The organism is Prescottella sp. GW823-FHT02E09 (genome assembly GCF_058797375.1).
On record NZ_JBXAJP010000003.1, the window covers coordinates 197,018 to 209,904 of the forward strand.

A 12,887-nucleotide genomic window follows, 5' to 3' on the forward strand; every position below is an offset into this window, starting at 1 on the left:
AGGGAAGCACCGGCAGGCGCCGGTCACCGAGTTGAGGGAGGGACGGCCAACCACGTGGATTGTGCTCGATCACACTCGCCGCGCCCCGGTCTGCCCGAGGGGTCACGTATGGCGGTCGATCACCGAAGATCCTGGGTTGAGCACTCGGATGAACTTACAGGCTTCCCCCACCGAAAAGCACTTCCGGACGGCTCCCGCAGCGTCACTCGGTGACGTCGAGTGCCGCGATCACCCGGGTCGGGCGGACTCGGACCACGAGTTCGCCGGGGACACCGTTGCGCCGTCCGAACTCCTCGGCGCGGTCGGCACCCATGTACCGCCGACCGACATCGGTCGCGACCCGTACCAGCTCGTCGGCGTCGGTCGACAGGACGGCGTCACCCTGGATCTGCACGAATGCGTACGGCGGCTCCTCGAGATCGACGCACATCACCACCCGAGGATCGCGGGCGAGGTACCGGCCCTTCGCCGTGTCCGCGCCGGTGTTGAACACCACCTCGTCGCCTTCGAGCACGAACCAGACCGGAGCGACCAGCGGTCGACCGTCTCCGGACAGATATCCCAACTTGCCGGTCCGAGTTCCGTGTGTGAGAAATTCCCGGACCTTCGCGTCGCGCAGAGTGCTCACAGACCGCACAGTACGCGAGTTGCGGCCGTCCCGCCGGGCTCGACGGGGTCGGTCAGGACAGGACCTCGACGAGCGTCGTCGCGGAGTCGCCCACCATGTACTTCTCGATTCCGTCCAGGTGCTTGCGCCAGAAGTCCTGGGCCTCGATCGCATCGCCACGGCGCAGGTGATCGAGCAGTTTGGTGTAGGCGCGCTGCGCGGCACGTGCGGCCGGCTGCTCGTGCTCGTTCCCGTGTGCGGCGATGAACAGCGCGTTGTGGGCCTCGATGATGTGGACGAGCATGCCCGCGAGCACCGCGAGGGTCTCGTTGCCCGCCAGGTCCACCAGACTCTGATGCAGCTGTACGTCGTGATGCGCGAAGGCGGCAGCGTCGTCCACCAACTGCGCCCCCTCCGCGATCATCGCGGCGAGCCGGTCGAGCACGTCCGCGTGGCCGGGGCCGGCGAGCACACCGACCGCCGACACCTCGAGCGATGCGCGGGCCCGATAGACGTCCACGAGCGGTGTCCCCTGGTACTGCAGCAGCAGACCCGTGTACCGCGCGGCGACCGATGCGTCCGGAGCCATGACCCGGGCACCGCCGCGGGCGCCGCGCAGCACGGTGATGATGGACTCCGATTCGAGGATCCGGAATGCCTCACGGAGCGTGGGCCGGGACACCCCGAACTGCTCCATCAGCACCGACTCGTTCGGCAGCGGATCTCCCGCACCGAGTTCACCGGTGATGATCCGCCGACGCAAGTTCGCAGCGACCAACTCACCAGCCTTCGGTACCCGAACCACCGACGATTTCGCTCCGGCTGCCACGACGCCCCTTCAAACTCCGTTGGATCGAAGCCCGCCTGAACAGGCTCGACGAACGACCAAGGGTACAACTGTTAACCGATTTGGCCGGTACCGACGTTGCCGACGCCTCACCCACCCGACAGGTAGGCACGCTGCACCGCGTCCAGATCCGCGCCGATATCGGCAGCGGTCCCCTCCAGGATCACCTGCCCGCGCCGCATGACGTACACCCGGTCGGCGACGGTCAGCACCTGGCGGACGTGCTGTTCGACCAGCAGGACGCCGACACCGCGATCGTCGGCCGCGGACCGCACCACCGCGAGCAGACGCTGCACGATCTGCGGCGCCAGACCCAGCGACAGCTCGTCCGCCAGCAGGAGCCGAGGGTTCCGTGCCAGCGCCCGGGCCAGCGTGAGCATCTGCTGTTCACCACCGGACATCAGCCCGGCAGGTCGCCGGAGCAGCGCCCGCAGCTCCGGAAACACCGCACACGCGTCGTCGGCCGACACGCCGGCCAATCGGAGGTTCTCGGCGGCGGTCAGCCCCATGATCACCGAGCGTTCCTCGGTGACGTAGCTCATTCCTCGCCGCGCCAGTGCCGACAACGACGCACGCCGCTGCGAGCCGAGCACCGAGAGCGAGCCCGCGATCGGCGTCAGTTCCCCGGCCACCGTCAGCATCGTCGTGGACTTGCCCGCCCCGTTGGCGCCGATGAGCGCCACGACCTCGCCGGACCGCACAGAGATGTCGAGGTCGCGGCAGACCACCGCACCGGCGTAGCCCGCGCTCAAGCCGCGGCATTCGAGCACGGCCTCGGCCGCGACCGTCTTCTCGCTCGTGGTGGTCATCGCGCCGCCTCCGTCTCGTCGTCGGTACCCAGGTATGCATCGCGGACCGCCGCGCTGGCGGAGATCTCGTCCGGGGTGCCGGCCGCGATCACCCGGCCCGCCTCCAGCACAACGATCCGGTCGCAGGTGGACATCACCAGGCCCATGTCGTGCTCGACGAGGAGCACGCCCGCCCCGCGCTGCACCGCGAGGTGCCGGATGGCCAGGGCGAGCTCACGGCTCTCTGCGTCGTCCAGTCCGGCCGCCGGCTCGTCGAGCAGGATGACGGACGGAGCGGAGGCAACCGCCCTGGCGATACCCACCAGTCGGCGCCGACCGTACGACAGCTCACCCGGCAACACGTCCAGGTCGTTCTCCAACTCGAAGTCCCGCACGACCGTCGACGCGCTCGGCGAGAGCGGGTGCCGACCGGGGCGGACCAGGTCGGTGAACCACGTGCGCCACGTCGACTCGTCGGCGCCGGCGTGGATGTTCTCACCGACCGTGACGTCCTCGAACAGTTCGAGCGATTGGAAGGACCGACGGAGTCCGCCCTTGGACCGCCGCGCGGCGGTCCAGCCGGTGATGTCCTGGTCGCCGAGTGTGAGCCGGCCGGACGTGGGGCTGACGAATCCGGTGATCGCATCGATCACGGTGGTCTTGCCCGCACCGTTGGGTCCGATCAGACCCACCACCAGTCCGGGCGCGATGTCGAGATCGACGCCGTCGACAGCGGTCACGCCGCCGAACCGCACCGTCAGGCCGCGCACCGTCAGTGGCGTCGGGGTGACCGAACCGGTCGGCGATTCGGCCGAGAGGTCGTGGACACCTCGCTTGGTGCGCGTCGCCCGCTCACCCAGCCCCGGGACCTTCCGAATCCCTCGGGAGATCATGTCGGCGATGCCGTTCTGGTTGGTGAGCAGGGTGACGATGAGGATGATGCCGCCCAGCAGCGCGGCGATGGCCAAGCCGGACAGCAGCCGGCTGAAGAGGGCGCCGGGCGCCATGAGCGAGCCGATGAGGCCACCCGTGACGAACCCGAGGCCGCCGGTCACCGCCTGGACGACGGCGTTGATCGACGCGAACACGTTGAACTCTAGGTAGGTGACGGCGGTGTTGCGCAGGCCCAGAAGAATTCCCGCCACCGCGGCCAGGCCGGACGCGAGCGCGAAGGCGTAGATCTTGACCCCGAACACGCTGATGCCGAGGGAGGCCGCGGCCCGCTCGTTGGTGCGCACGGCGATGAGCCGGCGCCCGGTCCGCGAGCGCCGCAGGTTCGCGACGATCAGACCGCAGACGACCAACGCCACGAGGCACACCGTCGCCCACCGCTCGGGATGGACACTCGGCGTCACGTCGAGTCCGAACATGCTCAGCTGGTTGATCTTCACCGAGCCCTCGAGCTTGTCCCCCGTGAAGGTCGGGTTGTTGAACACCATCTCCTGGATGGTGAACCCGAGACCCAGGGTGACCACCGCCAGGTTCACCCCCCGCGTGCGCAGCGCCGGCAGGGCGAACACCACGCCGATCGCGATCACCGACACCACGCTGACCAGGGCCGCGGGCACCAACGGCCAGCCGGCCTGACCGACGAGTCGCGCTGCGAACAGCGCACCCAGGCCACCTACGGTGTACTGGGCGAGCGAGAGTTGGCCGGCGAAACCGGTCAGCACCACGATCGAGAGCAGGAACACCGCCGCGGCCAGGGTCAGGGTCAGCGACCGCAGCCAGTCACCGCCGCTCAGGATGATGCCCACCGCCACCAGTATCCCGAGAACGACTAGCGGCCAACGGATCTCGCCGGATCCGAGCTTGGGAAGCCGCTCGGATACATGACTGCGCAGCGGCAGCCCCTTCCCCCGCACGACCAGAACCACCAGGATCACCGCGAACGGCACCGCCCGGTTGACGCCGGTGAGCGTTTCCATCCCGAGCAGATCCCGCACGTCGTCCTGGTACAGGACGACCAGGCTCTCACCCACGCCGAGCAGCAAGCCTCCGAGCAGGGTGAGGGGGAAGGAGCGGAAGCCGCCGAGCAGTGCCGCGGCAAGCGCCGAGACCGTCACGATCACTACGAAGGCCGACGGCGTGAGCCCGGTCAGAGGCGCCACCAGGATTCCGGCTCCGCCGGCCAGTGCGCCGCCGATGGTCCAGGTCAGCGCAGCCAGCCGCTGCGGGGACCAACCGAGCGCGGCAGCGGCTCGCTCGTTCTCGGCGGAGGCGGTGATGGCCAGGCCCACCCGGGTGAACCTGGTCCACGCCCAGAGTGCCACCGTCGACGCCACCGCGATCCCCAACAGGATCATCCGATCCTGCTGCACCACAACATCTCCCCAGCGGTACGCGGCGTCCGGCAGGAAGGTCTTCACCCGGATCGACGTGCTGCCGTAGTACTGCTGCACCCCCGCCTGCAGGATCACCATCAGGCCGAGAGTCGCGGCCAGCCGGACGATCGGCGCGGCATTCGTGAGCCACCGCAGCACCAGCAGCTGAAATGCCAGTCCGATCAGTCCGGCCACCACGACCGCCACCAGGAAAGCCGGCAGCAGACCCCAGTCATGGTCGCGCTGCAGGGTTTCCAGGCATATGTAGGCCCCCACCATGGCGATCGCGCCCTGGGCGAAGTTCACCACCCCGGATCCGCGGTAGACCAGCACGATGCCCTGCGCCAGGAGCGCGTAGGCCGAGCCCGCTCCCAGGCCGAGAATCGCGAACTGCAAGAACTCAGTCATTCGTCATCTCCAGGGTGGGGGCGTGGACTAGGCGGTGGGGGTGCGCAGGTCGTACTGGTTCGGATCGGTGACCAGCACGTCACCGTCGAACGTCATTCGGTACATCATCGAGTTCGAGACCCGCTGGAAGATCCCGAAAGGCTCCACCGCACCCGGTGACCACGCCGGGATCAGACCGGCCATGTCGAGGTCCTCGGCATTCTCGAATCCCTGCAGGACCGTGCTCTTGTTGATGTCCGCCAACCCATTTGCCACCTCGCCGAACGCGCGCACCGACAGCCACGGGTTCACCGTGTCGCCGTTGAGGTTCTCCCGCACGAGCTCGTCCTTGCCGGACTTCTCCATGTCCGAGAGGAAGTCCTCGAGTCCGGGGAAGTCCTCGGTGCTGGACGAGGGCGCGGGGGTCGGGCTGGTGTACGTCGAGGAGGTCGCGAAGGTGCCGAGGTCCTGCAGGTCGGCTTGGGTGAAGCCCGCCGTCCCCAGCGCGAAGGTCAGCTTCGACCCGAGCTGCTCGAACGCCTGGGAGATCGGGTTGGCGTCTGTGGAACCCAGCGCCATGATCACGCCCTGTGCGCCGTTACGCTCGGCCGCGGCGATGAACTGGGTGTAGTCGGTCGCGCCCGCACCCACCGCGACGTCGTTGACGATCTCCGCGCCCTTCGCCTGTACCGCCGGGGTCAGCAGGCCGACCAGCTGCGCGGTTACCGGGAGGTCGGGCCGCATCAGGCTGAGCTTGGTCTTGCCCTGCGCCACCAGAATGTCGATCATCCCGTAAAGGTTGAGCAGCGAGCCGGAGAACGGGGTGTAGACGTTCGTCGCGGTGAAGTCCGCCATGTTCACCGGGTTCAGCCCGACCCGCGCGATGCCGGCGTCCTGAAGGATCTTCGACGACGCCTCGGCCGAAGCCGGCGTGAAGTCCGCGAGGGTCGCGACAACCCCCTCGGCGACCATCTTGTTCACGCAGTCGACCTCCTTGTTCGGATCACCCATGGAGTCGCACTGCAGCAGTTCGAGCGGCCGTCCCTTCACGCCGCCCCGCGCGTTGAATGCGTCGACCGACGCGACCAGGCTCGCGGCATAGCCGACGGATCCGAGGCCCGGCGCCTCGATGGGGACGATCTGACCGACCTTGATCGGCGCCCCGGTGGCGGCGTTCTCAGCCGGATCCGCGGAACTGTCGTCACTGCTACAGCCCGATGCGAGCAGCCCGGCGGCGACAACAGCGGCTATTGCGGGGGTAAATCTCTTCAGGTTCACGGCGCGTCCTTTGCGTGTGGGCAGCTACATCTCGTCAATCCCCGGGAGTGACGTCCCTCACTCCCGCCCGACCTCGGCAGCAGCGTATGGGAACGGAATGCAGGTTTTTGCAAAGATCGCGATTTTCGTTGCGGCGCGCACCGAAATACCTCGTCAGCCGCCGTCACCGCTTCTGGGCGAGATACCAATCGATGAGTTCCGGGGCGTCGATCGCACTCCGATCCATGATTCGCGCGGCATCGGCACCCTGGAACATCCGTTTGATCGGGACCTCCAGCTTCTTCCCCGTCCGTGTGTGCGGGACCCCGGGTGCCGCGATGACCTCGTCCGGGACGTGCCGCGGCGAAGCCTGTTCCCGGATGACGGACTTGATGCGATCCTCGAGGTCGGCGTCGAGCACCGCCCCGTCCGCGAGAACGACGAACAGCGGCATCCAGTACCCACCGTCCGGCTGCTCGGCCCCGATGACGAGCGCCTCGACGACCTCGGGCAGACGTTCGACGGCCTGGTAGATGTCGGCGCTGCCCATCCTGATGCCGTTGCGGTTGAGCGTGGAATCGGATCGTCCATGCATCTCGACGCTGCCACGCTCGGTGACGGTGATCCAGTCGCCGTGCCGCCACACCCCGGGAAAATCCTCGAAATATGCCTCGCGGTACCGCTTTCCGTCGGGATCGTTCCAGAACCTGACCGGCATCGAGGGCATCGGCTCGGTGACGACCAGTTCCCCCACGCCCTCTCGGATCGAGTGCCCGTCGGGGCCGAAGGCGTCGAGTGCGACCCCGAGGCACGGCGCGGACAGTTCGCCGGGCCACACCGGCACGGTGCGGGCACCGCCGATGAACGCCGAGACCACATCCGTGCCACCGGTGATCGAGAAGACCGGAACCGACTCGCCGACGTTGTGCGCCAACCAAATCGACGACGATGCCGGCAGCGTCGACCCGGTGATCCCGACGGCACGGAGCGCGCTCAGATCGTGGTCGCGGCGCGGGACGACGCCGGCCTTGGAACAGGCCAGCACATACCCGGGGCTGGTGCCCAGCACGGTGACCCGGTGCCGGGCGGCCAGCGCCCACAACGAGTCCGCCTCGGGGTATCCGGGACTGCCGTCGTAGCAGACGATCGTGGCGCCCACCAGCAGGCCGGCGACCTGGAAGTTCCACATCATCCAACTGGGGCTGGTGTACCACAGGAACGTGTCCGATGGACCGATGTCCATCTGCAGCGCAAGGGATTTGACGTGCTCGAGGAGAACGCCGCCGTGTCCGTGCACGATGCCCTTGGGTAGCCCGGTGGTACCCGAGGAGAACACCACCCACAGCGGGTGGTCGAACGGTACCGGCACGGGCTCGAGCGGTGCGTCGCCCGCGGTGGCGTCGGCCCACGCGATCGCGTCCGGCACCGGTTCGGCGGTGAGCCGTGACACCACGACGGTGCCGACGAGCGAGGGCATGCCGGTCCGCAGATTCTCGATCTCCTCGTGCCGCGGGTGGACCCGGCCACCGAAGCGGTAGCCGTCCGCGGCGATCAGGACCTTGGGCTCGAGCTGGCCGAGCCGGTCCAGCGCGGCAGGCGCCGAGTAGTCCTGACCGCATGCCGCCCAGACCGCACCGAGGCTGACGGTCGCGAGGAACGCGACCACCGCCTCGGGCACGTTCGGCAGGTAGCCCACCACCCGATCGCCCTCACCGACACCGAGCGATCGCAGAGTCGCGGCGAGCGCTCCGGTCTGTCGGAGCAGTTCCGGCCGGCTCAGCGTCTCCGAGTGGCCGTCCTCGGACTCGTAGACGACGGCGGGCCGATCGGTGCGGGCACACCGCATGACGTGGTCGACGTAGTTGAGCCGGGCTCCGGGGAACCACACCGCGCCGGGCATCGCACGATTCGCCAGCGCCGGTCCCGGGTCGGTGGTGGACCGAACCTCGAAGTAGTCCCACACCGCCTGCCAGAAGTCTCCGAGGTGGTCCACGGACCACCGCCGCAACGAGTCGTAGTCCGGCAGCGAGAGCCCGGTCCGCCGCTCAACCCACCGGGCGAAGTCGGTGATTCGGGCGTTCTCGATGTCCGTGTCGGTCGGCACCCACTGCGGCCGGGGCTGCACCTGCTCGCTCGTCATGCGCTCACTCTTCTCCCCCGGCGCGGGCGATGCCGGACCTTCGTACGATCTCCTCCGCGTGCCGCAGCACGGGCGCATCGACCATCCGTCCCTCGAACGTGAACACACCCCGCTCCCGGGACGCCGCGGCGAGAACCTGTTCGGCCCAACCCAACTGCTCCGACGTCGGCGCGTACGCGTGCCGGATGACGTCGAGTTGCCGCGGGTGGATCGCGACCTTCCCGTCGAACCCGACGGCGACGGCGTCGTCACACTCGTCCGCGAGCCCGTCCAGATCGGGGATGTCGAGGAACACCGAGTCCAGCGCGAACCGTCCGTGCGCCTTCGCGGCGAGCAGCGCCACGGACCGCACGTGTCGCGCGATGTCGCGGTAGCTGCCGTCGGCCTTGCGGCTGGACGCCCCGCCCAGACCGGCGACCAGGTCCTCGGCACCCCACATCACGCCCACCGCATTCGCGGCCTGCACGGTCTGTGGCACCGTCAAGGCACCCATCGGCGACTCGATCAGCACGACCACCGCCAGCGGCGCGAGATCGAGCACCTGGTCGACGGATTCGCACTTGGGCAGCATCACCGCGGTGTACGGCGTGCGATCGAGTACCGCACAGTCGAGGGCGTAGTCGTCGGTGCCGTGCGCGTTGACGCGCACCACGGTGCGGGCCGGATCGAGCGGCACGTCCACCAATGCCCGTCGCGCCGCCTCCTTGTCCGCGGGCGCGACGCCGTCCTCGAGATCGAGGATCACGACGTCGGCGGCTTCCGCCGCCTTCGCGAACCGCTCGGGACGGTCGGCCGGACAGAACAGCCATGCCGGGCCGGGAAGCGCACCGGCCCACAGGTCGAGCGGATCGCCGTTCATGCCGGCTTCTTCCGCACGAGCGTCTTGCGGACCGCGGTGGCGACCACGTCGCCGTGCTGGTTGCGCCCGGTGTGTTCGAACGTCACGATGCCCTCCCCCGGCCTGCTACGCGACTCGCGTAGGTCCGTGACGACGGTCTCGGCATAGAGGGTGTCACCATGGAACAACGGTTTGGGAAACGCGATCTCGGAGAATCCGAGATTCGCGACGATGGTGCCCTGCGTCAACTGCGCCACCGACAACCCCACCAGTGTGGACAGCGTGAACATCGAATTGACCAGCCGCTCACCGAACTGCGTCTCCGCGGCGAACGCGGCATCGAGGTGCAGCGCCTGGGTGTTCATCGTCAGCGTCGTGAACAGGACGTTGTCGGCCTCGGTGATGGTGCGCCCCGGGCGGTGCGCATACACGACCCCGGTCTCGAGCTCCTCGAACCACAGCCCGCGCTGGACGATCTTCCGCAACGTCACCCGTCACACCCCCATTTCCCGCGCGATCAGCATCAACTGCACCTCGGTGGTGCCCTCGCCGATCTCGAGGATCTTGCTGTCGCGGTAGTGCCGGGCCACCGGGTACTCGTTCATGAAACCGTATCCACCGAAGATCTGGGTGGCATCGCGCGCATTGTCCATCGCGGCTTCACTCGCGATCAACTTCGCGATCGACGCCTGCTTCTTGAACGGCTTGCCCGACAGCATGAGTGCCGCGGCGTCGTAGTACGCGGTCCGCGCGACGTGGGCGCGTGCCTCCATGCGAGCGAGCTTGAACTCGATGGCCTGGTTGGCCCCGATCGGCCGGCCGAACGCCTCGCGCTCCTTCGCATAGCGGACGGACTCGTCGACGCAGCCCTGCGCCGCGCCGACGGACAGGGCCGCGATCGCGATACGCCCCTCGTCGAGGATGCGCAGGAAGTTCGCGTAGCCGCGGCCGCGCTCGCCGAGCAGGTTCGCCTCGGGCACCCGCACGTCCTGGAAGGTGAGCGGGTGGGTGTCGGAGGCGTTCCAGCCGACCTTGTTGTACGCGGGTTCTGCGGTGAAACCGGGGGTCGACGTCGGCACGAGGATGGTGGAGATCTCCTTGCGCCCGTTGTCCTTGGTCCCGGTGACGGCCGTGACCGTGACGAGCCTGGTGATGTTCGTGCCGGAGTTGGTGATGAACTGCTTGTTGCCGTTGATGGTCCACTGACCGTCCACGAGCTTGGCGGTGGTACGGGTGCCGCCCGCGTCGCTGCCGGCGCCGGGTTCGGTGAGCCCGAAGGCCGCCAACGCCTTTCCGCTCGTGAGCTGCGGCAGCCATTCCTGCTTCTGCTCTTCGTTGCCGAAGCGGAACACCGGCATCGCGCCGAGCGAGACGCCCGCCTCGAGGGTGATCGCGACGGACTGGTCGACCTTGCCGAGTTCCTCGAGCGCGAGGCACAGCGCGAAGTAGTCGCCGCCCATGCCGCCGTACTCCTCGGGGAACGGCAGACCGAACAGGCCCATGTCCGCCATTCCGTCGACCACCTCGTACGGGAAGGTGTGGTTCGCATCGTGTTCCGCGGACACGGGAGCAACGACATTCTGTGCGAAGTCCCGAACGGTCTTCGCCAACTGCTGGTACTCGTCGGGCAGTGATCCGGTGGACAGGTATTCGGTCATGACGCGACATCCTCCGTTGCGAGTTCGGGTGATCGTTCTGATTCGGCGGCGGGGCTGACCCGCGCCAGGGGTTGGTCGACCTTGACCTGGTCGCCCGGGGAGACGAGGACCTCGACGACGCCGTCGATCGGTGCGGTGAGGGCGTGCTCCATCTTCATGGCCTCGACGACCACCACCGCGGTTCCGGCAACGACGTCGTCGCCGTCCGCGACGTGCACGGCGATGACGGTGCCCGGCATGGGACTGGTCAGTTCGGCATCGCCGGTGTGGGCATCCGCGCCGCGGACACTGGCCTCACGAAGCTGCGAGACGCTCCACGTGCCGTCTGCACCGGCCAGCCACAGGGTTCCGTCGTCCGGAGACGTCGCAGCGACGTGGTGGACGAAGCGGCGGCCGTCGATCACGACGGTCAGGGCGCCGCCGTCGAGCCGGGCCGTGAGCGTTCGGTTCTCGCCGCCCTCGATGCGGGCGAGACCGTCCTCGGGCGTACCCGTGATCAGGACGTGCTCGGTGCGGTCACCGCAGCGCAGCCGCAACGCGATCGGGTGTCGGCCGCCGACGCGCCATCCGCTGGGCATGTCCCACGGATCGGATCCGAGCCCGGTGCCGCGGTGCCACAACCCGAGCCAGTGGTGTGCGGCCGCCGCGACCAGGACGTCGTCGCCGGCCGCCGGCGCGCGGTAGTCCCCGACGCGCCGGTCGAGCAGCCCCGTGTCGAGACGTCCGGCGCGGACGTCGTCGTCGGCGAGCAGGAACCGGAGGAAGTCGACGTTGGTCACCACACCGAGGACCGCGGTGCCGGACAACGCACGGTCGAGCCGACGCAGCGCCTCGGCGCGGTCGTCGCCGTGCGCGATCACCTTCGCGAGCATCGGGTCGTAGTCGCTGCCGACGACCGTCCCGTCGTGCAGTCCGGAATCGACCCGCACTCCCGCACCGGACGCATCACACAGCCCGAGTACCGTGCCACCGGTGGGCAGGAAGCCGCGGGCGGGATCCTCCGCGTAGACCCGGGCCTCGATCGCGTGACCGGTGAGTGTGACGTCGTCCTGAGCGAAGCCGAGCGGCTCGCCGGCCGCGACCCGCACCTGCCACTCGACCAGGTCGAGGCCGGTGACCATCTCGGTGACCGGATGCTCGACCTGCAGGCGGGTGTTCATCTCCATGAAGAAGAACTCGTCGGGCCGGTCGGCGGACACGATGAATTCGACGGTTCCGGCACCGGTGTAGTCGACACTGCGAGCGGTGTTGCAGGCCGCCTCACCGATCCGTGCCCGGGTCTGCGGGTCGAGCAGCGGCGACGGCGCCTCCTCGATCACCTTCTGGTGCCGGCGCTGCAGACTGCACTCGCGCTCCCCGAGGTGCACCACGTTGCCGTGCCGGTCCGCGAGGACCTGGACCTCGATGTGCCGGGGGCGCAACACGAACCGTTCCAGGAACAGGGTGTCGTCGCCGAACGCCGACGCCGCCTCACGGCGCGCACTGGCGAGTGCGGCCGGAAGATCGCCCGCCGCTTCGACGAGCCGCATGCCCTTACCGCCACCGCCCGCAGACGGCTTCACCAGGACCGGGTAGCCGATGTCCCCGGCGGCCGCGATCAGCTCGGCGTCGGACAGGCCCGGCCGCGCGATGCCCGGCACGACCGGGACATCGAACTCGGCCACCGCGTTCTTCGCGGTGATCTTGTCGCCCATCACCTCGATGGCCCGCGCCGACGGGCCGAGGAACGCGATGCCGGCAGCGTCACACGCGGCCGCGAATGCCGAGTTCTCCGACAGGAAACCGTATCCGGGGTGGATCGCCTGGGCTCCGGTCCGCTTCGCGGCGTCGAGAACCCGGTCGATGTCGAGGTAGCTCTCGCGCGCCGCAGCGGGCCCGATCAGCACCGCGACGTCCGCCTCGCGGACGTGGCGGGCGTCGGCGTCGGCGTCGCTGTAGACCGCGACCGAGCGGATGCCCATCTGCCGCAACGTACGAATGACCCGAACCGCGATCTCGCCGCGGTTGGCCACCAGAACGGTATCGAACTGAGTAGTCATGT

The 12,887-nt window shown here is 68.6% G+C and carries 10 protein-coding genes; all 10 read right to left on the reverse strand.

The genetic code is table 11. From position 1 onward, the window contains the following. Positions 1-202 precede the first annotated feature (202 nt). Entirely contained in the window at positions 203-619 is a 417-nt protein-coding gene (locus tag AC1RIF_RS08555) for a PPOX class F420-dependent oxidoreductase (RefSeq protein ID WP_492601340.1), read from the reverse strand. A gap of 61 nt (positions 620-680) precedes the next feature. Next, positions 681-1,436: a FadR/GntR family transcriptional regulator gene (locus tag AC1RIF_RS08560; protein ID WP_492600936.1), complete on the reverse strand. Its 756-nt coding sequence runs from the start codon at positions 1,434-1,436 to the stop codon at positions 681-683. 107 nt (positions 1,437-1,543) lie between these two features. Then, positions 1,544-2,263 carry an ABC transporter ATP-binding protein gene (locus AC1RIF_RS08565; protein WP_492600937.1) on the reverse strand — a complete coding sequence of 240 codons (720 nt, stop codon included), beginning with the start codon at positions 2,261-2,263 and terminating at the stop codon, positions 1,544-1,546. Beyond that, positions 2,260-4,974: an ABC transporter permease subunit gene (locus AC1RIF_RS08570; RefSeq protein ID WP_492600938.1), complete on the reverse strand. Its 2,715-nt coding sequence runs from the start codon at positions 4,972-4,974 to the stop codon at positions 2,260-2,262. The genes AC1RIF_RS08565 and AC1RIF_RS08570 overlap by 4 nt, the downstream gene beginning before the upstream one ends. Before the next feature lie 27 nt (positions 4,975-5,001). Further along, positions 5,002-6,231, reverse strand: a complete 1,230-nt coding sequence (locus tag AC1RIF_RS08575) for an ABC transporter substrate-binding protein (RefSeq protein ID WP_492600939.1) — start codon at positions 6,229-6,231, stop codon at positions 5,002-5,004. 163 nt (positions 6,232-6,394) lie between these two features. Continuing rightward, positions 6,395-8,350: an acetoacetate--CoA ligase gene (locus AC1RIF_RS08580; RefSeq protein ID WP_492600940.1), complete on the reverse strand. Its 1,956-nt coding sequence runs from the start codon at positions 8,348-8,350 to the stop codon at positions 6,395-6,397. Between the two features lie 4 nt (positions 8,351-8,354). Beyond that, complete coding sequence (locus tag AC1RIF_RS08585; protein ID WP_492600941.1) at positions 8,355-9,209, reverse strand: HpcH/HpaI aldolase/citrate lyase family protein; 855 nt, start codon at positions 9,207-9,209, stop codon at positions 8,355-8,357. Then, positions 9,206-9,679: a MaoC family dehydratase gene (locus AC1RIF_RS08590; RefSeq protein ID WP_492600942.1), complete on the reverse strand. Its 474-nt coding sequence runs from the start codon at positions 9,677-9,679 to the stop codon at positions 9,206-9,208. Before AC1RIF_RS08590 ends, AC1RIF_RS08585 begins: the two co-directional genes overlap by 4 nt. Positions 9,680-9,682: 3 nt before the next feature. Then, positions 9,683-10,846, reverse strand: a complete 1,164-nt coding sequence (locus AC1RIF_RS08595; protein WP_492600943.1) for an acyl-CoA dehydrogenase family protein — start codon at positions 10,844-10,846, stop codon at positions 9,683-9,685. Then, entirely contained in the window at positions 10,843-12,885 is a 2,043-nt protein-coding gene (locus tag AC1RIF_RS08600; RefSeq protein ID WP_492600944.1) for an acetyl/propionyl/methylcrotonyl-CoA carboxylase subunit alpha, read from the reverse strand. Before AC1RIF_RS08600 ends, AC1RIF_RS08595 begins: the two co-directional genes overlap by 4 nt. Between the last annotated feature and the right edge of the window lie 2 nt (positions 12,886-12,887).